Below are 22,014 nucleotides of genomic sequence, written 5' to 3'. Positions count from 1 at the left end.
TCTACGCGCGCCCGCGGCGGCTCGTCGCGTTCACGGCTGACTGTCGACGGGAGCGAAGCGCGCACGCAGCATGCTGTCGGCGGCGGTCATGGCGCGCCGCAGCGCGGCCACGGAGTCGCCGCCGAAGCGTTCGAGCAGCGCGTCGGCGAGCACGAGCGCCACCATGGCTTCGCCGACGACGGCGGCGGCGGGGACGGCGCATACGTCGCTGCGCTCGATCGCGGCGGGGGACTCCGTCATGGTGGCGAGATCGACCGAACGCAGCGGCTTCATCAGCGTCGAGATCGGCTTCATGTAAGCGGAGACGCGGACGTCCTCGCCGTTGGTGACGCCGCCTTCGAGGCCGCCGGCATTGTTGGTCGGACGGCCGAGCCCGGTGGGGCGGGACGGGTCGCCGGTGACGATCTCGTCGTGCACGCGCGAGCCGGGGCGCGACGCCGCGTCCGGCCCGATGCCGACGCCCACCGCCTTGATCGCCGGAATCGACATCAGCGCCTGCGCGAGGCGTCCGTCGAGTTTGCGGTCCCACTGGACGTAGCTGCCCAGACCGACCGGCACCCCGGTGGCGATGACCTCGAAGGCGCCGCCGATCGTATCGCCGGCCTCACGGGCGCGATCGATCTCGGCGATCATCTGGCGCTCGAGATCCGGATCGACGCAGCGCAGCGGCGCGTCGTCGGGCAGCGCGCTGGCGCGGGCGAAATCGACCGCGCCGCGATCCGCGAGGGTGTGGCTGCCGATGATGAACACGTGGCTGGTGAGGCGGATGCCGGTGTAGGCGAGCAGCTGCCGCGCGAGGGCGCCCGCCGCCACGCGCGCGGCGGTCTCGCGGGCGCTGGCGCGCTCGAGGATGTCGCGCAGATCGTCCCGTTCGTACTTGGCGCCGCCGGCGAGATCCGCGTGACCGGGGCGCGGACGCGTCACCGGCGCGCGGCGCGCACCGCCGGCGTCGACAGGCGCCTCCGCCGTGGTCCGCATCGTGTACTGCCAGTTCACCCAGTCGCGGTTCTCGATCGTCATCGCGATCGGCCCGCCGATGGTCTCGCCGGCGCGGACGCCGGACACGATCTCCGCGCGATCCGATTCGATGGCCATGCGGCGGCCGCGTCCGTAGCCGCCCTGGCGGCGCCGGAGGTCGCGCGCGAGGGCGTCGACGTCGATCGGAAGCCCTGCCGGCAGTCCTTCGAGAATCACCACGAGCGCGCGCCCGTGCGATTCACCGGCAGTGAGAAATCGCAGCATCCGCCAGAAATTGTATACGAAGTTTCTGCGTTCTCCGGCGTGCGCCGCCGGCACATTCCGCGATTCTTCGAACGATTGCCGGCGGTCGTCTTCTTGCAACGCCGCGGCGCATTCACGCAGCCATGCCTCTGGTCGCGGATCGCTTTCTGACCACCGAAGATGACGTCGTCGATCTCGCGACCGGCGAGGCCGTCTGTCTCACGATCGAGCGTGCGGCGCGGACCGCGACGCGCGCGGCGCTCTGCGATCGACTCTTCGCGGTGCGCCATCCGCTGCTGCGGCCGCTCGTCGACTACGGCGCGTGCGCAGACGGCTGGTTCGAAGCGCACGCGAGCCTGCCGGCGCTGCACTGTTCGGGGATCGACGCGCGCACGTCGGCGCTGCACCTGGTGCGGTTCCTGCGCTCGTGCGGGATCGAGCTCGATGCCGCGGCGGCGGCGCGCAACGTGCGGCCGGCGATCGACACGGCATCCGGCGGACACCGCCGGCCGGTCGGCGTCCGCCTGCAGCCGCGGCGAGCCTTCGACACGGTGCGGACGGTGCTGGAAAGCACGGGACCGCCCGGCGTGACCGAGCTGGCGGTCTGCGGATCGGTCGGCACCGGGTTGCGGACGGCACGCGTGCAGATCGCCCGAGCGGCGCGGCTCGCCGGCTATCTGGTCGCCGACAGCCGGTTCGGCGCACTCGACGAACTGCTCGTGCCGGCACGGCACGTGTGCGTGATCGACTGGCTGTCGCGCGAGACGTCGCTGCCGCCGCTGCTCGCGCTGGCGTCGTCTGCGGGGGCACGGCGCCACGTGTGGATTCGTTTCTGCCGCCATCCTGCCGGTGCGGGATCGGTCGGCCTGGAGCCTTTGATGACGCGAGAGCTGACGAGTGCGATCTATCTCGATCCGGAATCCGGTCCGACGGCCGCGGAGGTGCGCGCCGCGATCGACGGCCGCGCCGGACTGCCCGGTGCGCTGATCGAGGCATTGTCGAACCGGCGCGGGACGGAGTGGCGCGCGGTGTCGTGGGTGCACGAGAGCGCGCCCGGGTACGCGGTGAATCCCCGCGTGGCGCCGGCGGTGGCGCGCCCGGCCTCCGGCGGGGTCGCGCGGCTGCAGCGCGCCGTCGAAGCCGCGGACGCGCTGGTGCGCCGCGGACGGCACGCGCGCGCGGCGCGAGTCCTGGAGCGCTGTGCGGGCGCGCTCGCGGCCCGCGGCGCGGAGGCAGAGGCCGCCGGGGCCGGCTGCGCGCTCGGCGAGCTGTATCTCGATCGCGGACGGCCCGCCGACGCGTTCGCCGCATTTCAGCGCGCCCAGGGCTGGGCGAAGGATGGCGCGTTCGCGGCGCGCGCGATGATCGGATCCGGCCGCGCGCTGCTCGAGCAGGGGCGCATCGCCGACGCGGAGGGCCTCTTTCGCACCGCCTGCCTCGCCGATCGTTCGCCACAGGCGAGCGCGCGGCGGTGGCTGGCCGAGGCGTTGATGCTGCGCGGCCGCATCGATGCCGCGGAGGACGCGCTCGGCGAGGCGGATTCCGCCCTTCTCTCGGTGATCGCGCGGCTGCACGGCGATCTCGCCGGCGCCGCGCGGGCCGCGACCCGCGCCATCGCCGCCGCGGGCGAGGACGCCGAGGCCGGGTCTGCCGCCCACCTCGCCATGGCGCAGGTGCAGGCGGCCATGGGATCGCTGGCCGCCGTGCGGGAGCACGCCGCCGCCGCCGAGGCGTTCGCGCGTGCCGCGCGCTCACCGGCGCGCCGGCTGCGCGTGGCCGCCGAGGTACTGGCCTGTCTGGAACAGTGCGGCGTCCGCAACCCGGCGATGCGCGATCGGCTGCTGCGCGCGGCGAAGCGGCTGCCGGTCCTCTCCGGCGCGTGCATCCGCGCCGCGCTTCACGCCGCGACGCTGGAAGACGCGGCGATCGTCTCCGTCGCCCCTCGCTCGACCGATCTGATTCACTGCTTCCGCGCGCTCGTCACGGTGATTCACGATGCGCCCGACGAGCCGGCAGCCCTCCAAGGGATCGCCATCGACCTGCATTCCTCGCTGGACGCCTGTTCCGTGGTCATCCGCTCCGCTGTACTGGGCAGCGTCGTCGCCAGCGCGGGACGCACGTGGAACGGCGAAGAGACCGTGACCCGCGCGGTGCTCGACGGCGCGGGCACGCTGCTGGACGACGGCGCGACCCCGTCGGCGGCGGAGCCAATCCTCGCCGGCGCGTCGATTCTCGGCGCGCTCGCGGTGCGTTGGGTCCGGGGCGCCCGGCCGCCGGTCCCGCGCGTCAGGGACGTCCTGCGAACCGCGGCCGTCGCTGCCGCGCCGCTGCTGCGCACGCTTCACATCGTTCCCAAGGGGCCGGTCGCGCCCGAAGCGAGCTACCCGGACGAGCTGCTCGGGCCGGGACCCTCCGCCGAACGCGTGCGCGACGCGATCCGCCGCGCCGCCATCGCGCCGTATCCGGTGCTGATCGAAGGGGAGAGCGGGAGCGGAAAGGAGCTCGTCGCGCGGGCGATTCACGCCCGCAGCGCCAGGCGTGCCAGGAAGTTGTGCGCCGTGAACTGCGCCGCGCTGGCCGACGACCTGCTCGAAGCGGAGCTGTTCGGCCATGCCCGCGGCGCGTTCACCGGCGCCGTCTCGGAGCGTCCCGGCCTCTTCGAGGAAGCGGATCAGGGGACGCTGTTTCTCGACGAGGCCGCGGAGCTCACGCCACGCGCGCAAGCCAAGCTCCTGCGCGTCCTGCAGGAAGGGGAGATCCGCCGCGTCGGCGAGAACATGGCGCGGCGAATCGATACCCGGGTCGTCGCCGCCACCAACCGCCCGCTGGACGCGGAGGTGCGCGCGGGGCGATTTCGCGCCGACCTCCGCTTCAGGCTCGACGTGATCCGGATTGTGATCCCGCCGCTGCGCGATCGGCCGGACGACGTGCCCTGGCTGGTGGAGCGGATCTGGCGCGAGGCGGCCGCGCGCGTCGGCACCCGCGCGACGCTCGGGCCCGAGGTGGTCGGGGCGCTGGCGCGCTACGACTGGCCCGGCAACGTCCGGGAGCTGCAGAACGTGATTGCGGCGCTCGCCGTCCACGGACCGCGCCGCGGCCGCCTGCCCGCAGCGCTGCTGCCGGTGCACATCGCGGGGGCGACGGTGAAAACGGCGCGAATCGAAGACGCACGCGACGACTTCGAGCGCCGCTTCGTGCGCGCCGCGCTGGCCCGTGCCGGCGGCCGGCGCAGCCGCGCCGCGGCGCAGCTCGGGGTGACGCGGCAGGGGCTGGCGAAGATCATCAAGCGCCTGGGGATCGTAGAATCCTAGCGCGCGATGTCCCGCTACCTGCTGCGCCGTCTCGTCCTGACCATCCCCGTGATTCTCGGGGTCGCGACCCTCGTGTTCGCGCTGATCCACCTCGTGCCCGGCGACCCCGCCCAGGCGATGCTCGGCGAGAGCGCGTCGGCGGAGGAGGTCACGCGGCTGCGGACCAGCCTCGGGCTCGACCGGCCGCTGCTGACCCAGTACGGCTCGTTCCTGTCGGGCGTGGCCCGCGGCGATCTCGGCAAGTCGTTCCGCTCCGGGCAGCCGGTCACGCAGGAGATCGGCCGCCGCCTGGGAGACACCGCGATTCTTGCGCTGTGCGCCATGGCGGTGGCGATCGCGGTGGCCATCCCGCTGGGCATCGTCGCCGCGGTGTTCCGCGGCCGCTTTCCCGATCACGCCGCGATGACGCTGGCGCTCGCCGGCATCAGCATTCCGAGCTTCTGGCTGGGCCCGCTGCTCGCGATTCTGTTCGCGGTGAAGCTCGGATGGCTGCCGGTCTCCGGTTCGGGAACCCCATGGCACCTGATCCTGCCGTCCGTGACGCTCGGTACCGCGCTGGCGGCGATTCTCGCGCGCATGACGCGATCGTCCGTCATCGAAGAACTGCGCGAGCTGTACGTGCTGGCGGCGCGGGCGCGCGGACTGTCGCGCGGGCGCGCCGTGCTGCGCCACGCGTTCCGCAACAGCCTGATCCCGGTCGTCACCATCATCGGCCTGCAGTTCGGCGCGGTGCTCACCGGCACCATCATCACGGAGACGATCTTCGGCTGGCCCGGCATCGGCCGCCTGCTGATCACGGCGATCAATACGCGCGACTATCCTCTGGTGCAGGGCTGCATCCTGTTCATCGCCGCGACCTACGTGGCGATGAACCTGATCACCGACCTCACCTACGGCTTCCTCGATCCCCGGATCAGGTTCGAATGATCAAGGTCGGTCTCTTCATCGTGCTGCTGGCCGTCGCCGCGGCGGCGCTCGGTCCGTCGCTCACGCCGTACGATCCGGCATCGCAGACGCTCGCCGAGCGGCTGGAGCCGCCCAGCCGCCGGCACCCGTTCGGGCTCGACGAGCTCGGGCGCGACATCCTCGCGCGCCTCGTCGCCGGCGCGCGGATCTCGCTGCTCGTCGGTCTGGCGGTCGTGACCGTGTCGTCCCTGATCGGCATGGCGCTCGGGTCTGTCGCCGGATACTTCGGCGGTCTCGTCGACGACGTGATCTCCCGGGCGATCGACATCCTGATGGCGTTCCCCGGCATCCTGCTGGCGATCGCTCTGGTGGCCGTGCTCGGACCAAGTCTCACGAACGTGATCCTCGCGCTGTGCGTGATCGGGTGGGTGGGCTACGCGCGTCTGGTGCGCGGCCAGGCGCTGCGCGCCCGCGAGCTGGAATACGTGCAGGCGGCGCGCGCCCTCGGCGCGAGCCCGGCGCGGGTGGTCGTGCGCCACGTGCTGCCGACCGCGTTTCCATCCGTCATCGTGCAGGCGACCCTCGGGATGGCCGGCGCGATCATCGCCGAGGCGTCTCTCAGCTTTCTCGGCCTGGGGGTGCAGCCGCCGACGCCGAGCTGGGGGACGATGCTGGATGCGGGGCGGTCGCATCTGTTCGATGCGCCGCACTTGACGATCTTTCCCGGCGTCGCGATCGCCACGCTCGTGCTGGGCTTCAATTTCCTGGGAGATGGCTTGCGCGATCGGATCGATCCGAAGAGCCGGCTGTGAGTCCGCCTCCTGACGCCTCCGCCTGACGGCGGAAGCTACCTGCTGTCCGTGTCTGTTTTCGACTGCGGGCGGCTTCCGGCTTTCGCCGGGAGGTGTCTTCGCAGGATCGACTGGGCCAGCGCGTTGGCCGGATCCTTCTCCAGCACTTTCGCTGCCGTCGCCAGCGCGGCGTCCCTGTCGCCGGCGCGCAGTTGCGCGTCCGCGGCGCGTGCGAGCAGCGCCGCATCCTCGTTCTCGGCGGCGCGGAAGAAGTAGACCGCTGCGGCCGCCGGGTCGTTCACTTTCAGTGAGAGATCGCCGAGGCGCGCCGCAAGGATGCTGCGCCGCCGCGGATCCGTGTCCCCTCGCAGCGTCTCGTAGTCGAGCAGGGCCTGCCGCGCCAGCGTGAAGTGACCGAGACGCTCGCCCGCTTCCGCGAGATAGTAGAAGGCCAGCGGATCCACCGGCGCCCGCTGCGTCGCGGCGAGGAGCACGCGCTCCGCCGTTTCCTTCTCCTCGTCCGCGGTCAGGAGCAGCACGCGGCCGAACAACGTCAGCGCCTCGCTGCTGTCGTCGTTTCCAACCGCTCCCTCGAGCGCGCCGAACGCCTTCCTGAGCGCGACACGGTCGTTGCGCCCCTGCGCCACCTCGAGCCAGACCCGTCCCAGCGCCACGTAAGCGTAGGGATCCTCAGGGTGCCGTTCCGCCGTCTGGCCCAGCGTCGTGATCGCGCGTTCCGTCTGGCCGGCGCGCGCGTAGGCGAGTCCGAGCGCCACGGCGCGCGAAGGGTTCGGATCCAGCGCCGCGAGGCTCTCGAGCTGCGTCAGGTGATCGTTGGTGCGGCCAAGCGTTCGATACAGATCCGCAAGCTCCTCGCGGGCGTGCAGCAGCGCCGGCTGCAGCTGGATCGCCTTCTCGAGCGCCTTGCGGGCCGCATCCGGCTGCTGCGCGTCGCGGTAGCACAATCCCAGCAGGTAGTGCGCCTCGGGAAGGCGATCGTCGATCGCCAGCGCGCGCTGGAGCGCCTCGATGGCGGCGGTGAAATGACGCTCGTGGTACCGCGCGAACGCCAGCTTGTAGAGCACGCGCGGCGCGCGGCTGTCCAGGCGGACGAAGGCCTCGAACCGCTCCGCGGCCGAGCGGTAGCGATGCGGGGTGTCGCCCAGGTAGGCGTCCCCGAGTTCCTCGAGCGGCAGGGTCGCCGTCGGATCCAGCTCCGACGCCTTGCGCAGGTCGCGGATGGCGGCGTCGAACTCGCCGCGGCGCCGGTAGGTCTGCCCGCGCTTCAGATACCCCAGCATCGCGTCTTCCCTGAGCGCGATGGCGCCGCTGTACGCTTCGATGGCGGCGACGCTGTTGTCGCGGGCCACGGCCGAATCGCCGTCCGTAATCTTCTGGCGGAAGTTCCGTTCGCGCTCGCTGAGGGTGTAGCCATACCCCCCGGCGGCGCTCAGTCCGAGCAGGACCAGGCCGGCCAGAACCCGTTTCACGCCTCCATGTTAGCAAGGGTGGCCCGGGATGGAACATTCCCCCGGCAGCGGTATCTAAGGGAGCAGGGGGCAGTGCTACTATGGGCGGAGAGCTGTCCGTGAAACCCGTTCGGGCAATAACCTGGACCGACGTCGGCGGCAGGGAAGCCTCCCTGATTCAGCGGTGCGCCGCGCGCGACGAGGACGCCTGCGCCGAGCTCGTCAGCGAGCACCAGCGCATGGTCTACCAGCTCTCGCTGAACCTCCTGAACGACCACAACGAGGCGCTCGACCTCTCACAGGAAGTCTTCCTCCGCGTCTTCCGCACCATCCATACGTTCCGCGGCCATTCCAGCCTGCGGACGTGGATGTACCGCATCGTCGTCAATCAGGCGCGCAACCGGCAGCGGTGGTGGCGCCGCCGGCACCGCGCCCAGCAGGTGTCGCTCGACCAGCACATTCAGGATCACGGCGACCTGCCGGAAACGACCGACCACGGCCCCGATCGCCTGGTCGGCCAGAAGCAGCTCGCGGACCGGATCCGCGTCGCGCTCGACCAGCTGCCGTTCGATCAGAAGACCGCGATCGTGCTCCGCGAAATCGACGGGTTGAGCTACGAAGAGATCGGGTTTTCGCTCGGCATTGCCGTCGGCACGGTGAAGTCGCGGCTCGCGCGCGCCCGCGAGGGGCTGCGCGCCCAATTGAGGGACGTATGACCACACTGACCTGTCCGGCGGTGCGGCAACGCCTCGCCGAGTTTCACGACGACGAGCTGCCGATCCAGACGCGGATTGCGGTGCAGGCGCATCTGAACGCGTGCGACCCCTGCGTGGAGGAGCTGCGCGGCTACTTCAGCGTGTCGTCCGCGCTGCGGCTCGCGGCGGCTCCCGCGCCGGCCGACGACTGGACCGGGCTGCAGCCCGGCGTGATCAGCCGGATGCGCGCCGAGGCGAACGAGGCGTGGCCGGCGCGCGTCGGCCGATTGTTCGACGACATGCACCTGGTGTGGATCGGGCTGGCGTCGACCGCGGCGACCATCCTGTGCGGCGCCGTCGTGCTCAGCCTCCTGCACTTCGCCTCGCCCGAACGCGAAGACTCGCTGCGGTCGATGATCGTGGCGATCTCGGCGATCCCCGGATCGAACCTGAACCCGGCCAGCATGGACGGCCTGATGATCCAGGCTCCCTCCGTGCCGCTGGAAGACGGGATCGTCAAGGCCTCGCTCGAGCGGTCGGGGACGGAAGGGGAGCTGATGCTGGCCTTCGCCGCGGTGATCACCCGCGAAGGAAAGATCTCGGGGATGGAAGCGCTCGGCGCCGATCGCGGCCGCCGGCAGGTGAAGAAGCTGATCGCCGACATCTCGCAGGGGCGCCTCGAGCCGGCGCGCTACGGCACCGATCCGATCGCCGTGAACCTGGTCTGGCTGGTCGAACACATGACCGTCAAGCCGCCGGCCGGTTCGCGCAGCCTCGGCAGCTAGCGGCGGCGCGGAGCCTTGACCGGCGAGGCTCCGCGGACTACCGACGGATCTCAGCCACAGCGGTAGCCACGTTGTTCATCCCGTCGGTCACCCGGATGATGATGTTGCGCGCCGTGTCCGCGTCGTCCACGCCCACCTCGAACTCCTCGCGCCGCGAGTCGGGAATCCCGTCGACCGGATACGCCACGCGCCACCGGCTGGCGTCGAGTGAGTACTCGACCCGCTGAACCGCGGACTGATCGTCGCGCACCAGGAAGCGAACCGTCGCCCGGGCCGCGCTGGTGCGCGTCGCCGACTGAATCTCGATCACCGGCGGCGTGTTGTCGATGTCGAAGCTGACGCTCTCGAACTCGCCGACCAGCGCCGTGGCGGGCGAGTTCGACGGCGAATCGGTGGCGGCGACCTTCACGTAATACGTGCCGTCGGGCACCGACGTCGTATCCCACACCGTGAGCGGATCCCACAGTCCGCGCTTCAACGGCTTCCACGTGGTATCCCCCTCGCGGCGGTAGAAGACGTCGTACTGCAACCGATCGTCGTTGTCGTCTTCCGCCTTCCACACGAAGGTCTGCAGCCCCTTCTGATACACGCGGCGGCCGAGGGCCGGCGTCATCGGAGTCGTGCCGGGCGAGCTCGAGGACTGGTTCGGCTGGGACGGATTCCGGCCGTCCGACGTGTTGTCTTCGAACCCGGCGATCTCCAGCTCGCCGGTCGAGAACGGCCGCTGGAACACCGTGCCGGGGGGATGCACCGTGATGCTCGTCACCGCCGGCCGGAGATTTCTCGGCAGGTAAGCGGTGGTCACGGACGTGAGCACAGGGCCGGTCTCCGCCCGTGCACCGTCGGCAGACGGCTTGGCCGCGGCGAGTCCGCTCTTCAGGGTGGCCTTCCACTGCAGATACCGCGCGTTCGGGCTGGTGATCTTCTCTCCGTTCGCCACGGTGTAGGCCTTCGACCACGGACTCCAGGTCTCGTCGGGCGTAGCGGTGTTTCCCGACCGCGTGAAGATCTCCACCTCGCCGGGCCGCGACGTCGCGCGCCAGCGGATCGCGCCCCAGGTCGCCACCGTGCCGGCGTCCCGGACGTCGGACTCGTAGGTGCCGCTCGCGGCGCGGGTCGAAGCCAGGGCGAACACTTTGCCGGGGTTGCTCGTCGCCGCGATCACGCGGCCGCCCTGATCGCGCACCAGCGCGGTGACCTGGCGCGCCGATGCGCGGGCGAGCAGCGTGGCGCGGGCGGGATCGCCAGAGAGGCGGAAGATCTTTCCCTCCTTGCCGGTGCCGACGAGGATCGAACCGTCGGTCTCGACCAGCAGATCGAACGGCCAGTCGTCGGTGGCCTCCCACACCGTGTCCCACAATCCGTCCGTCCTGATGCGATAGATCGCCCCCTTGGCGCTCCGCGAGCGCGAGGAAGCGGTCGCCGGGCCGGACGAGAGGCTGGCCCCCGCGTCGACGACGCTGATGGCGGTGATCTCGGCCGACACCGTCGGCACCGGCGCGCGCGGCGGCTCCGGCGTCGTCGTCACGGACGGCGCGGCGCGGTCTTCGCCGCCCGGCGATCCGCTGAAGGCGGCGGCGTAGATCGTCCCGTCGGCCGCGACGCGAACCGCGTGGATCTCCTTGAAGGGGGAGTCGACGAGCACGAACGCCCTGGCGTCGCGATCGATGCGGAAGATCCGGCCCGGGGATTCGGTGCCGGCGAGGAGGTTGCCCGCCTTGTCGATCGCGAGCGTGACCACGTTGGTCGTATTCGTCTTGTAGAACAGCGTGCCCTTGCCATCCGGACCGATGCGATAGATGTTCCCCTTCTCACCCGTCGCCGCATACAGCGAGCCGTCCGCGGCCGCGGCGAGCGCCCAGATGTACTTGTCGTCGGGATCGAAGAACGTCTTGGACGTGCCGTCGGCGGCGACCTGATAGATCTTCCCGTCGGGGGACGTTCCGACGTAGAGGCCGCCGTTCGGCGCCGGCGCCAGCGCGTGCACTTCCATCTCCTGCGCGTCGAAGAAGGTCGTCGTGCGGCCGTCGCGGCCGATGCGCAGCACCTGGCCTTCGTTGCCGCTGCCGGCCCACAGGGTGCCGTCGGCCGCCGTGAGCAGGGTCCAGAGGAACGGCGCGGACGTCTCCGCCACCTGCGTGGTGGCGGGACCGAGAAAGACGCGCCCTTCGCTGTCGATGGAGAGGTTCTCGACGTCCCCTTTGAGGAAGTCGCCCTGCGTTGAGACGGTCCAGAACGTCGGCGCGGAAGCGGACAGGAGTACGGACGCGGCCAGGAGCCCGGCCGCCGAGGCTGCGATTGGTTTGCGCATGCGATGCTGTGTGGCGGCTATCTGCGGCTGTCGAGATCGATCGTCAGCACGCGCGTGCCGACGATGGCGGAGTCCATCGGCAGTTCCCATTCGCCGAGCGCGGCGCTGCGGATCGGCGCGAAATTGCCGCCGCTGCGATCCCCTTCGAGAACGGCGAGCACGGACGGGGGGAGCGAGGGCAGCGCTTCGCCGTTGACCACCGCGCCGGGCGTGCCGGTGAGCAGCCGCACGTAAAGACGGTTGTTGCGGTGCGTCGAGTTGAGGACCTTGATCATCTGCGCCACGCTCTGGGGCTGCAGGCTGCGCCGCAGCTCGCGCTGCTCGATCTGATTGAGCTGCTTGCCGTCGGTGACCATCACCGTCAGCTGCCCCGAGGCGTTCGCCGGGATCTCGATCGGAATCGTGGAGATCCGCTCGCCGCCGCGATAGTTCCGGGTGAGCACTTTCAGGGGCACCGTCCGGCCGGCGCGCGGCCGCACGTCGTCGAGCCACACGCGCTCGATCGTCGCGGAGCGCGATTCCTCGGCAGTGGTGATCGTCAGCTCCACGCCCTTCAGCGTCAGCGGCTCGAGATCGTTCGCAAGCAGCATCGTGATCGGACCCGCGACGTAGGCGGACGCGGCGGAAATCGGCTGGTCGCCGGTGAAGATGTCCTCGTACGCGAGGTCGGCGTGCTTGTCGAACGACGCCTTGCCCTTGACCATGACGGTGGCGGCGCCGAACTGCCGCTCGTAGCTGCCGAGCGTGTTGAACAGCGCGACGTAGGTGAGGAGCGGCGTGAAGAGCTGGTCGACGGCCGCCTCGTACTTGAACGTGCGCGTGGTGCCGCGGCTGGATTCGAGCGTGACGGTGAGCGGGACCGTCGCCGGGCCGCTGCCGAGCGCGCCGGCGATCGCCGTGGCGCGATCCTGCTGCACCGTGCCGATCACCTCGCCCAGGGTCGCGATCTTGAACGACGACATCAGGCTGGGGAGAGAGGTGTAGACGGTGGCGCGCGTCATCGGGAACGCCGTCGGACCGAAGTTGAAGAACGGATGGCCGAACGCATAGACGCGCGTGCCGTCGACGTGCGTGACGGTGCCGGTCGCGCCCATCTCGCCGTCGCCGCGGAGCAGGGAGACGCCGACGGGATCGCCGGGACGGAGCGGTTCGGCGGCGGCCGCAGGCGCGGACCCGCCCGAGAATCCGCCCGACAGCACCGGCGCGAAGCCGGCGTCGCGGAACATGGACGTGACGAGATCCGACGTCGCGCCGTTCATGCCGCTCATCACCAGCGGCGTGGCGATCGGCCGGAGGAGCGCCCCCATCTGCGCGCCCGCCGGGGCCGGCAGTCCGAACACCTGCACGTCGGCCGGGCGATCGGCGAAGCTGGCGACGTTGGCATAGGCGGCGCGAATCGACGCCGCGAGCCGCTCGGGACTGACCGGCAGTTCGATGCGCCCCTGCGCCGGAACGGTGCGGCGCGGCGACGGGTCGGCGGTTGCCTCGATCATCTCGCCGATCGGCGTGATGCCGGCGATCGGTTCTTTCGGAAACGCGCCGATCGAGTACGAGACGGCGCCGACGAGGCGGCCGTCGACGTAGACGGGGCTGCCGCTCATGCCGGCGATGACGCCGGTCTGCGCGAGCGGTCCCCCTTCGAGGCGGGCGAGGATCAGGTTGCGCTGCGGCGCCTGCACGTTCTTCAGCACGCCGAGGATGTGGACCTTGAAGTCCTGCATCTCGGATCCCTCGAAGATCGTGCGGCCGACGCCCACCATTCCGGGCTTCACCTCCTCGATCGGCATGAGGGATGTGGTTGCCGGCACTCGCGCCCACCCGAACGCGGCCAGCGCGACGGACAGTACAAAAACCCGGATCTTCATGGTATGCAAACCTTTATAGCACGATTAGACGCCGCCCGGACGGACTTGGCTCTGCCTTCTGTGTTAGGCTCTCCGCAGCGTGCTGACCAATAACGCGCTCCTCGCCGCCGGCCGGACGACGTTTACGTCGTATTGGTGGTGGTACGCCCACGCGACGAGGGGGAAGCGCTAGCGCGCGTTCGAAACGCACCGAGTTCCGGAAGCCCCCTCAGTCATCGCGATTGAGGGGGCTTTTCTTTTTGGGGTCTGCGGGTTCAGGAGGATCTACGGCTCAGATTTGCGTGACCGTCGTGGGAAGGGATGCCGCCGCCATCCGGGCGGCGCGTCAGGCTGCCGAGCCGGACGCCGATCTGGTGGAGCTGCGCCTCGACGCGATGCTCCGGCCGGATCCGGACGCCGCCCTCGCGGGACGGATCAAGCCGGCGATCGTGACCTGCCGTCCGCTGCGCGAGGGCGGCATGTTCGACGGCAGCGAGGACGAGCGGCTCGGAATCCTGCACCGGGCGCACGAGCTTGGCGCCGAGTTCATCGACGTCGAGTGGGATGCCGACGTCGATCCCCTGATTCGGGCGCGCGGCGGCCGCGGCGTGATCGTGTCGCGCCACGACTTCTCCGGCACGCCGCACGACGTCCGCGGAATCCTGGCGCGACTGCGCGGCAAAGGCGGCGAGATCGCGAAGCTTGCCGTCACCACCGAACGGCCGTCAGAGCTTCACGCCCTGCTGGACGCGGCCAACGGCGACGGCTCGTCGATCGTGATCGGGATGGGCGCGGCGGGACTGGCGACGCGTGTGCTCGCCGACCGTTTCGGCTCGCGCTGGACCTACGCCGGTCCGGCGATCGCGCCGGGGCAGATTACCGCCGCCCGGCTGCAGCACGAGTTCCGCTTCCGCCGGATCCGGCGCGACGCCGCGGTCTACATGGTCATCGGCCGCCCGGTGACGGGATCGCTGTCGCCGGCGATGCACAACGCCGGATTCGCCGCGCTGGGTCTCAACGCCGCGTACGTGCCGCTCGACACCCGCGATCTCGAGGGGCTCCGCGAATTCGGCGGTGCGATCGGGCTGCGCGGCGCGAGCGTGACCATTCCCTACAAACGGGACGTGATGCCGCTGCTCGACGACGTCGCGCCCGCCGCGGCCGCCGCCGGGGCAGTGAACACGATCGCCGTGCGCGACGGCGGTGCGGCGCGGCCCGGCCAGGCGAAGTGGGTCGGGAGCAACACCGACGCCGACGGCTTCCTGGAGCCGCTGCGCGCGCGCGTCCCGACGCTGCGCGGACTGCGGACGGTGATCCTCGGCGCCGGCGGCGCGGCGCGCGGCGTCGGCCTCGCGCTCCGTCGGGAAGGCGCCTCCGTCGCGATCGCCGCACGGCGTCCCGAGGCCGCCGCCACGGTGGCCGGTGCGATCGGCGCCGCGTCCTTGGATTGGCCCCCGCCGTCCGGCTCGTGGGACGTGCTCGTCAACGCGACGCCGGTCGGCAGCCGCGGCGTCCCCGGTACGCCGTACACCGGTCCGTTCGACGGCACGCTGGTCTACGACCTCGTGTACGACCCCGATCCGACGGAGTTGATGGCCGCCGCGGCCGCGGGCGGCTGCACCGTGATCGGCGGCCTCGCCATGCTCGTCGCGCAGGCCGAACGGCAGTTCGAAATCTGGACCGGCCAGCGCCCGCCCGCGGGCCTGTTCGAGGATGCCGTGGCGAGCGCAATCAAGGCGCGCTCGACATGATCCGTGTGCTCGGTGTGGTCCGTGTAATCCGTGTAATCCGTGGCGTCGGTGGCGAGAGATCAGCGGCATGAAACAGACGACGTTCGACGAGTTCAAAGAGCTGGCGCGGCGCGGCACGTTCGTGCCGGTGGTCAAGGAGATCATGGCGGATCTGCTGACGCCGGTGTCCGCCTTCCTGAAGATTGCCGAGCACTCCGACTACGCGTTCCTGTTCGAGAGCGTGGAAGGCGGGGAGCAGGTCGCGCGCTACTCGTTCCTCGGCAAGGACCCGTTCCTCGTGCTGCGCGCGCGCGGCGGACGGACGATCGTCGATCGCTCCGGCGTGACGACCGAATCGGACGAGCCGTTCGTGCCGGTGCTGCGCCGCCTGATGGCCGAGTTCCGCGCGCCCTTCGTGCAAGGGCTGCCGCGGTTCACCGGCGGCGCCGTCGGCTTCATCGGCTACGACGCGTCGGTGACGTTCGAGCCGGCGCTCGCCTCGGCATGGGATCGCGCGGCCTGGCGCACGAGCTCCGCCGCTCCACGCGACGGGAACGATCAGGCCGACGATGCCGGGTTCATGCTGTTCGATACGGTGCTGGCCTTCGATCACGTCAAGCACCGCATCCTGATCATTGCCAACGCCCGCGTCACCGCCGACGAGGATCTCGCCGCGCTGTATCAGTTCGCCTGCGCCAAGATCCAGTTCCTCGAGCGGGAGCTCGAGCGAGGTCTCTCGCATTCCGAGCCGGGGCGCCGCAAGGCGCCGGCAGTGGCGTCGAACCAGACGCGCGAAACCTATGAGGCGGGCGTGCGCGCCATCAAGGAACGCATCGCCGCGGGAGACATCTACCAGGCGGTGCTGTCGCACCGCTTCGAAGCCAGAGTCGAAGCCGAACCGCTGACGGTCTACCGCGCGCTCCGCCACGTCAACCCGTCCCCTTACATGTATTTCATCCGCATGGGCAAGTCCGCCATCGTCGGATCCTCGCCGGAGATGCTGGTGCGGGTGGAAGGGCAGCATGTCGAAACGCATCCGATCGCCGGAACCCGTCCGCGCGGCCGCAACGAAGAAGAAGACCTCCGGCTCGCCGACGAACTGAAGCGCAACGAGAAGGAGCGCGCCGAGCACGTGATGCTCGTCGATCTCGGCCGCAACGATCTCGGCCGCGTCTGCGAGTTCGGCACCGTCAAGGTGCCGCAGTACATGGGGCTCGAGCGCTACTCGCACGTCATGCACCTGGTGTCGACGGTCGAAGGGCGGCTCTCGGACGACCGCGACCACCTCGACGCCCTCGTGTCGTGCTTCCCGGCGGGAACGGTGTCGGGCGCGCCGAAAATCCGCGCGATGGAGATCCTCTCGGAGCTCGAGCCGACCCGCCGCGATCTCTACGCGGGAGCGGTCGGCTACATCGACTTCGCCGGCAACCTGGACTTCTGCATCGCCATCCGCACGATCAGCCTGCGCGACGGCGTCGCCCGCGTGCAGGCCGGCGCCGGCATCGTCGCCGACTCGAACCCTGCGGCGGAATACGAAGAGACGTGCGACAAGGCGCGCGCGCTGCTGCAGGCCATCGAGATGGCGGAGACCGAGCTGTGAAGGTCCTGCTCCTGGATAATTACGATTCGTTCACCTATAACCTCGCCCAGTACCTCGGCGAGTTCGGGCATGCGCCGGACGTGCGCCGCAACAACCAGATCTCGCTCGGCGAGGTCGAAGCGATGCAGCCGGACCGCATCGTCATCTCGCCCGGTCCCGGCCGTCCCGAGGACGCCGGCATCAGCGTCGAGGTCATCCGCGTGCTCGGCAGCCGCGTGCCGGTGCTCGGCGTCTGCCTGGGGCATCAGGGAATCGGCTATGCCTTCGGCGGCGAGGTGATCCGCGCGCCGGTGCTCATGCACGGCAAGGTCTCGTCGGTGCAGCACGACGGCACCGGCGTCTTCGCCGGCGTCTCGCAGCCGTTCGTCGCCGGGCGCTACCATTCGCTCATCGTCGCCGATCCGCCGCCGCCGGTCCTGCAGATTTCGGCACGGACGGACGACGGGATCATCATGGGGCTGCGCCACCGCGAGTGGCCGGTGCACGGCGTGCAGTTCCACCCTGAATCGGTGCTCACCGGCGAAGGACGGAAGATCCTCCGCAACTTCCTGGAGACGCGGGGATGACGTTCCCCGCGCTCATCGACAAGCTGCAGCGCCGCGTCGACCTGTCGGCGGACGAGGCGGCCGCCGCCATGGAAACGATCATGGACGGGCGGGCGCAGCCGTCGCAGATCGCCGGGTTCCTGGTCGGCCTGGCGATGAAAGGGGAGCGGCCGGACGAAATCGTGGGCCTGGCGCGGACGATGAGGGCGCGCGCCACGAAACTGAGCCGCACCTACGCGCCGGTGTTCGACACCTGCGGCACCGGCGGCGACGGCGCGCACACGTTCAACGTTTCGACCGTCGCGGCGCTGGTGCTCGCGGCCTGCGGCGTGCGCATCGCCAAGCACGGCAACCGCAGCGCCTCGAGCCGCTGCGGCAGCGCCGACCTGTTCGAAGAGCTCGGCGTCAACGTCGCCGCCCCCGCACCCGTCGTCGAGCGCTGCCTGGAGGAGGCGGGCATTGCCTTCTTCTTCGCGCAGGTGTTCCATCCGTCGATGCGGCACGCGGCGCCGACCCGCAAGGAACTGGGCGTGCGGACGGCGTTCAACCTCCTTGGCCCGCTGACCAATCCTGCCGGCGCGTCGCGGCAGCTGGTCGGGGTGCCGCGGCCGGAGCTGACCGAGCTGGTGGCGCGCTCGCTGGCGCTGCTCGGCGCCGAACGGGCGTGGGTCGTGCACGGCGCCGACGGGCTGGACGAGATCTCGACGACGGGGTACACGAAGGTGTCGGAATGCCGCGACGGCGCGGTCAACACGTTCTATCTGCATCCGGCGGACGTGGGCCTCTCGAAGTCGCCGGCGGCGGAGCTGCGCGGCGGCGATGCGCGGGACAACGCCGCGATCGCGCGTGCGGTGCTGTCCGGCCGGCGCGGTGCGCCGCGCGACATCGTGTTGCTGAACGCCGCCGCCTCGCTGCTCATTGCCGGCAGGGCGGCGACCATTCCCGAGGGACTGGCGGTCGCGGCGGAGGCGATCGACAGCGGCCGCGCCGCCGCGGCGCTCGAACGGCTGATCGCGGTGTCGAACGAGCCGCAGGGAGGCGGGGCGTGACGCAGACCGCGACCGCCGCGCCGGATCTGCTCGCCACCATCGTCGCCGCCGCACGGCGGATGACCGAGGTGCGGCGGGCGGCGACGCCCGAGGCGACGCTCGCCGCATACGCGTCGCGACGCCGTCCCAACGGGGCCAGGTTCGTGCGAGCGCTGCGCGACAGCCACGCGCCCCGTGTGATCGCCGAGTGCAAGCGGCGCTCACCGTCGCGCGGGATCCTGCGCGCGGACTACCGTCCGGAGGAGCATGCCGTCGCCTACGTCGGCGGCGGCGCCGCGGCAATCTCGGTGCTGACCGAGCCGACGTTCTTCGACGGTTCGCTCGACCACCTCGCCGCGATCCGGCAGGTGGTGAGCGCTCCGTTGCTGCGCAAGGACTTCATCGTCGAGCGGTATCAAGTGACCGAGGCGGCGGCGTACGGCGCGGACGCGATCCTGCTGATCGCCGGGGCGCTTTCGCCGGCGGCGCTGCGCGAGCGGCTCGCCGACGCGGCTGAATGGGGGCTGGCGGCGCTCGTCGAGATCCACGATCGGGCCGAGCTCGAGATGGCGAGCGAGGCGGGCGCGGAGGTGATCGGCGTGAACAGCCGCAACCTGCGCACGCTGGCGGTCCAGCCGGAACTGCACGAGGCGCTCGCCTTCCGCCTGCCCGCGCACGTGACGGCGGTGGCAGAGAGCGGGTTGCGCGATGCGGCGGATATCACACGCCTGACACGCGCCGGATACCACGCGTTCCTTGTCGGCGAGCGCCTGATCGCGGAACCGGATCCGGGCGCGGCGCTGCGCGCCCTTCGGGGGAAGCCGTGATCCCGCCGGTCAAGATCTGCGGCATCACCACTCCGCAGGATGCGCTCGCGGCCGTGTCCTGCGGCGCGTCGGCCCTCGGCCTGGTGTTCTGGCCGTCGAGTCCGCGTGCCGTCGATGCGGCGCGGGCGCGGGAGATTCTCGCCGTCGTCCCGGCGCTGGTCAGCGTCATCGGCGTGTTCGTGAATCAGGTGGCCGAGGCGAAGCGGCTCGCCGCGGAGCTGCAGCTCTCGGCGGTGCAGTTTCACGGCGACGAATCCCCCGACGACTGCGTCCGCGCCGGCGTGCGCGTGATCAAGGCGGTCCCGGTGAAGGATGCGTCCGCCATCGATGCCGCGCTGGCGCTGCCCGAGTCGGTGACCGTGCTGCTGGACGCGCACGATCCGATCAAGCGCGGCGGAACCGGCGCCGCGATCGACTGGAGCATCGCGCGGGAAATCGCGCGCCGCCGGCTCACGATCCTGTCCGGCGGACTGACGCCGGAGAACGTGAACGACGCGCTCGCGATGGTGCGGCCGTGGGCGATCGACGTCTCGTCCGGCGTCGAGGAGGCGCCGGGCAGGAAGGATATTCAGAAGATGCTGATGCTCTTCGCCACGATGAGCCAGCGGCCGGAGCTGAAACGGTGACGCAGGGGCTTCTCGGACAGCACGGCGGCCCGATCTTCGGCCGCCGCGATCCCGATGCGCGCGGCTATTACGGGCCGTACGGGGGACGGTTCGTGCCGGAGACGCTGGTCGCGCCGATCGAAGAGCTGACCGAGGCGTATTTCAAGGTGCGCGAGGACGGCGCGTTCCGCGACGAGCTGGGACGGCTGCTGCGCGACTACGTCGGCCGCCCGACCCCGCTCTACGAAGCCCGGCGGCTCACCGAGTCCGCCGGCGGCGCGCGCATCGTCCTCAAGCGCGAGGATCTGGCGCACACCGGCGCGCACAAGATCAACAACGCCCTCGGACAGGCGCTGCTCGCGCAGCGCATGGGCAAGCGCCGCATCGTCGCCGAAACCGGTGCGGGGCAGCACGGCGTCGCGACGGCGACGGTCTGCGCCCTGCTGGGCCTCGAGTGCCACGTCTACATGGGATCGGAGGACATGGCGCGGCAGTCGCTCAACGTGTTCCGGATGCGGCTGCTGGGGGCCGAGGTGATCGAGGTGAACGCGGGATCGCGGACGCTGAAGGACGCGATCAACGAGGCGATGCGCGACTGGGTCACCAACGTGACCGGCACCTATTACCTGCTGGGCTCGGTGCTCGGTCCCCATCCCTATCCGCTGATGGTGCGCGAGTTCCAATCGATCATCGGGCGCGAGGCGCGCGCGCAGTGCCTCGATCAGCTCGGCCGGCTTCCCGACGCGATCGTCGCCTGCGTGGGCGGCGGCAGCAACGCGATGGGCATCTTCGACGCGTTCATTCCCGACCCGGGCGTCCGGCTCGTCGGCGTCGAGGCCGGCGGCCGCGGGATCGCGCCCGGCCAGCATGCCGCACGGTTCGCCGGCGGCGCCGCCGGGGTGCTGCAGGGCACGCGCAGCTTCGTGCTCCAGGACGCCGACGGCAACGTCGAGCTGACGCATTCGATTTCGGCGGGGCTGGACTATGCGTCCGTCGGCCCGGAGCACGCGTGGCTGCGCGACCAGGGGCGCGCCGAATACACCTGGGTGGACGATGCCGATGCGCTCGCGGCGTTCCAGCGGCTCGGACGGGAAGAGGGGATCCTGCCGGCGCTGGAATCGTCGCACGCGATCGCGCACGCCTGCCGGCTCGCGCCCGAACTGCCGCGCGACGCCGTGCTGCTGGTGAACCTCTCCGGCCGCGGCGACAAGGACGTGCTCAGCGTGCAGAAGGTGCTGGAGGGCGGGCGCTGATGTCCACCATTGCGGCAGCGTTCGAGCGCCTCCGCGACAACGGCGGCCCTGGTCTGGTGGCCTATGTCACCGCCGGAGATCCGGACCTGGCGCGAACCGCCGAGATTCTCGTCGCGATCGCCGACAACGGCGCGAACGTGCTCGAAGTCGGCGTCCCGTTCTCGGATCCGCTGGCCGACGGCCCGGTGATCCAGCGGGCGTCGGAGCGCGCGCTGGCGAGCGGCACCACGCTGAAGCGCACGCTGCTGATGATTGGCCAGCATCGGCGGCGCATCGAGGCGCCGATCGTCCTCTTCACCTACGCGAATCCGGTCCTGCGGATGGGCGAGGAGGCGTTCGTCGACGCCGCCGGGACCGCGGGGGTCGACGGCGTGCTGATGCTGGATCTGCCGGTCGAAGAGGCGGGCCCGTTCCGCGATCGCCTGGTCGGCGCCGGGATCGATCCGATCTTCCTGCTGAGCCCGACGACCGCCGAGGCGCGGATCAAGGCGTCGGCGGCGATGGGGGCCGGCTTCCTCTATGTCATTTCGCGGCTGGGCGTGACGGGCGTGCGCGATCGGCTCGCGGCGGACGCCGAGCCGCTGGTGCGCCGCATCCGCGCGCACTCGCCGCTGCCGCTGGCGCTCGGCTTCGGCATCTCGACCCCGGAGCAGGTCGCGCAGGTCGGGCAGTGGGCGGATGCCGCGGTCGTCGGGAGCGCGCTGGTCGACGTCATCGCGCGGCACGGCGCGTCCGCGTCGGTGGCGGCAAAGGCCGGAGAGTACGTGCGCTGGCTGAAAGGGCAGGCATGAAGCCGGAGATTGACGATCTGCGCAAGCGGATCGACCTGCTGGACGAGTCGCTCGTCCGGCTGCTGAACGCACGGGCGGCGTGCGCGCTGGAGATCGGACGGGTGAAACGCGAGATGGGGGTGCCGATCTACCAGCCGGAGCGGGAGAGCGAGGTGCTGCGCAACGTCCAGGCGGTCAATCACGGGCCGCTGGATCAGGAAGCGATCAAGCGGCTGTTCGAACGGATCATCGACGAGGCGCGGCACCTGGAACGGATCGCGGACGAAATACAATCCAAGGAAAAAGGCTAGGCATATGGTGGT

General features: G+C 70.8%; 18 protein-coding genes. 14 read left to right on the top strand and 4 right to left on the bottom strand.

The annotated features are described in order from the left end of the window. Positions 1 to 30 precede the first annotated feature (30 nt). Positions 31 to 1,242, bottom strand: coding sequence for a chorismate synthase (gene aroC / locus VFK57_24655; GenBank protein HET7698933.1), 1,212 nt, complete (start codon positions 1,240 to 1,242; stop codon positions 31 to 33). A gap of 122 nt (positions 1,243 to 1,364) precedes the next feature. Between aroC and VFK57_24650 the strand changes: the two genes are divergently transcribed. The 3 genes from VFK57_24650 to VFK57_24640 are packed head-to-tail and all read left to right on the top strand — an operon-like array spanning position 1,365 to position 6,250. Continuing rightward, the gene (locus tag VFK57_24650) at positions 1,365 to 4,532 is read left to right on the top strand and encodes a sigma 54-interacting transcriptional regulator (protein ID HET7698932.1); all 3,168 of its coding nucleotides are present in this window, start codon (positions 1,365 to 1,367) and stop codon (positions 4,530 to 4,532) included. Positions 4,533 to 4,538: 6 nt separating this feature from the next. After that, positions 4,539 to 5,459 carry a nickel ABC transporter permease gene (gene nikB, locus VFK57_24645; protein HET7698931.1) on the top strand — a complete coding sequence of 307 codons (921 nt, stop codon included), beginning with the start codon at positions 4,539 to 4,541 and terminating at the stop codon, positions 5,457 to 5,459. Beyond that, positions 5,456 to 6,250 (top strand): ABC transporter permease, encoded by a 795-nt coding sequence (locus tag VFK57_24640; protein HET7698930.1) that lies wholly within the window; start codon positions 5,456 to 5,458, stop codon positions 6,248 to 6,250. Before nikB ends, VFK57_24640 begins: the two co-directional genes overlap by 4 nt. 35 nt (positions 6,251 to 6,285) lie before the next feature. Here the strand turns inward: VFK57_24640 and VFK57_24635 are convergent, their stop codons facing one another. After that, positions 6,286 to 7,719: a tetratricopeptide repeat protein gene (locus VFK57_24635; protein ID HET7698929.1), complete on the bottom strand. Its 1,434-nt coding sequence runs from the start codon at positions 7,717 to 7,719 to the stop codon at positions 6,286 to 6,288. Between the two features lie 98 nt (positions 7,720 to 7,817). On the opposite strand from VFK57_24635, the gene VFK57_24630 reads away from it, so the two are divergent. Further along, a complete protein-coding gene (locus VFK57_24630) occupies positions 7,818 to 8,414 on the top strand; it encodes a sigma-70 family RNA polymerase sigma factor (protein HET7698928.1) in 597 nt (198 codons plus the stop codon). After that, positions 8,411 to 9,178: a zf-HC2 domain-containing protein gene (locus VFK57_24625; protein ID HET7698927.1), complete on the top strand. Its 768-nt coding sequence runs from the start codon at positions 8,411 to 8,413 to the stop codon at positions 9,176 to 9,178. The genes VFK57_24630 and VFK57_24625 overlap by 4 nt, the downstream gene beginning before the upstream one ends. Positions 9,179 to 9,215: 37 nt before the next feature. Here the strand turns inward: VFK57_24625 and VFK57_24620 are convergent, their stop codons facing one another. After that, entirely contained in the window at positions 9,216 to 11,489 is a 2,274-nt protein-coding gene (locus VFK57_24620; protein ID HET7698926.1) for a hypothetical protein, read from the bottom strand. A 17-nt stretch (positions 11,490 to 11,506) separates the two neighbouring features. Beyond that, a complete protein-coding gene (locus VFK57_24615; GenBank protein HET7698925.1) occupies positions 11,507 to 13,354 on the bottom strand; it encodes a SpoIVB peptidase S55 domain-containing protein in 1,848 nt (615 codons plus the stop codon). A 281-nt stretch (positions 13,355 to 13,635) separates the two neighbouring features. On the opposite strand from VFK57_24615, the gene VFK57_24610 reads away from it, so the two are divergent. The 9 genes from VFK57_24610 (at position 13,636) to pheA (ending at position 22,002) form a co-directional block, all read left to right on the top strand. After that, on the top strand, positions 13,636 to 15,084 hold the full coding sequence (locus VFK57_24610) for a type I 3-dehydroquinate dehydratase (GenBank protein ID HET7698924.1): 1,449 nt from the start codon (positions 13,636 to 13,638) through the stop codon (positions 15,082 to 15,084). Positions 15,085 to 15,151: 67 nt separating this feature from the next. Then, positions 15,152 to 16,663 (top strand): anthranilate synthase component I, encoded by a 1,512-nt coding sequence (gene trpE, locus VFK57_24605; protein HET7698923.1) that lies wholly within the window; start codon positions 15,152 to 15,154, stop codon positions 16,661 to 16,663. Next, positions 16,660 to 17,229: an aminodeoxychorismate/anthranilate synthase component II gene (locus VFK57_24600; GenBank protein HET7698922.1), complete on the top strand. Its 570-nt coding sequence runs from the start codon at positions 16,660 to 16,662 to the stop codon at positions 17,227 to 17,229. The genes trpE and VFK57_24600 overlap by 4 nt, the downstream gene beginning before the upstream one ends. Next, positions 17,226 to 18,257, top strand: a complete 1,032-nt coding sequence (gene trpD / locus VFK57_24595; GenBank protein HET7698921.1) for an anthranilate phosphoribosyltransferase — start codon at positions 17,226 to 17,228, stop codon at positions 18,255 to 18,257. Before VFK57_24600 ends, trpD begins: the two co-directional genes overlap by 4 nt. After that, positions 18,254 to 19,063: an indole-3-glycerol phosphate synthase TrpC gene (gene trpC, locus VFK57_24590; GenBank protein ID HET7698920.1), complete on the top strand. Its 810-nt coding sequence runs from the start codon at positions 18,254 to 18,256 to the stop codon at positions 19,061 to 19,063. Before trpD ends, trpC begins: the two co-directional genes overlap by 4 nt. After that, complete coding sequence (locus tag VFK57_24585; GenBank protein ID HET7698919.1) at positions 19,060 to 19,689, top strand: phosphoribosylanthranilate isomerase; 630 nt, start codon at positions 19,060 to 19,062, stop codon at positions 19,687 to 19,689. The genes trpC and VFK57_24585 overlap by 4 nt, the downstream gene beginning before the upstream one ends. Next, complete coding sequence (trpB, locus tag VFK57_24580; protein HET7698918.1) at positions 19,686 to 20,921, top strand: tryptophan synthase subunit beta; 1,236 nt, start codon at positions 19,686 to 19,688, stop codon at positions 20,919 to 20,921. The genes VFK57_24585 and trpB overlap by 4 nt, the downstream gene beginning before the upstream one ends. Next, positions 20,921 to 21,712: a tryptophan synthase subunit alpha gene (trpA, locus tag VFK57_24575; GenBank protein HET7698917.1), complete on the top strand. Its 792-nt coding sequence runs from the start codon at positions 20,921 to 20,923 to the stop codon at positions 21,710 to 21,712. Before trpB ends, trpA begins: the two co-directional genes overlap by 1 nt. Next, the gene (gene pheA / locus VFK57_24570) at positions 21,709 to 22,002 is read left to right on the top strand and encodes a chorismate mutase (protein HET7698916.1); all 294 of its coding nucleotides are present in this window, start codon (positions 21,709 to 21,711) and stop codon (positions 22,000 to 22,002) included. Before trpA ends, pheA begins: the two co-directional genes overlap by 4 nt. Positions 22,003 to 22,014 lie beyond the last annotated feature (12 nt).

Source organism: Vicinamibacterales bacterium (assembly GCA_035699745.1).
Classification (GTDB): Bacteria; Acidobacteriota; Vicinamibacteria; order Vicinamibacterales; family 2-12-FULL-66-21; genus JAICSD01.
Note: the sequence above shows the minus strand (reverse complement) of the source record. Positions and strands in the feature narration are given on the sequence as shown.

What these genes read in the sequence shown, in the direction of transcription:
- aroC (HET7698933.1), bottom strand. Translation starts at nt 1,242, where the DNA reads ATGCTGCGATTTCTCACTGCCGGTGAATCGCACGGGCGCGCGCTCGTG.
- VFK57_24620 (HET7698926.1), bottom strand. Translation starts at nt 11,489, where the DNA reads ATGCGCAAACCAATCGCAGCCTCGGCGGCCGGGCTCCTGGCCGCGTCC.
- VFK57_24650 (HET7698932.1), top strand. Translation starts at nt 1,365, where the DNA reads ATGCCTCTGGTCGCGGATCGCTTTCTGACCACCGAAGATGACGTCGTC.
- VFK57_24640 (HET7698930.1), top strand. Translation starts at nt 5,456, where the DNA reads ATGATCAAGGTCGGTCTCTTCATCGTGCTGCTGGCCGTCGCCGCGGCG.
- trpE (HET7698923.1), top strand. Translation starts at nt 15,152, where the DNA reads ATGAAACAGACGACGTTCGACGAGTTCAAAGAGCTGGCGCGGCGCGGC.
- VFK57_24625 (HET7698927.1), top strand. Translation starts at nt 8,411, where the DNA reads ATGACCACACTGACCTGTCCGGCGGTGCGGCAACGCCTCGCCGAGTTT.
- trpD (HET7698921.1), top strand. Translation starts at nt 17,226, where the DNA reads ATGACGTTCCCCGCGCTCATCGACAAGCTGCAGCGCCGCGTCGACCTG.
- VFK57_24615 (HET7698925.1), bottom strand. Translation starts at nt 13,354, where the DNA reads ATGAAGATCCGGGTTTTTGTACTGTCCGTCGCGCTGGCCGCGTTCGGG.
- trpA (HET7698917.1), top strand. Translation starts at nt 20,921, where the DNA reads ATGTCCACCATTGCGGCAGCGTTCGAGCGCCTCCGCGACAACGGCGGC.
- pheA (HET7698916.1), top strand. Translation starts at nt 21,709, where the DNA reads ATGAAGCCGGAGATTGACGATCTGCGCAAGCGGATCGACCTGCTGGAC.
- nikB (HET7698931.1), top strand. Translation starts at nt 4,539, where the DNA reads ATGTCCCGCTACCTGCTGCGCCGTCTCGTCCTGACCATCCCCGTGATT.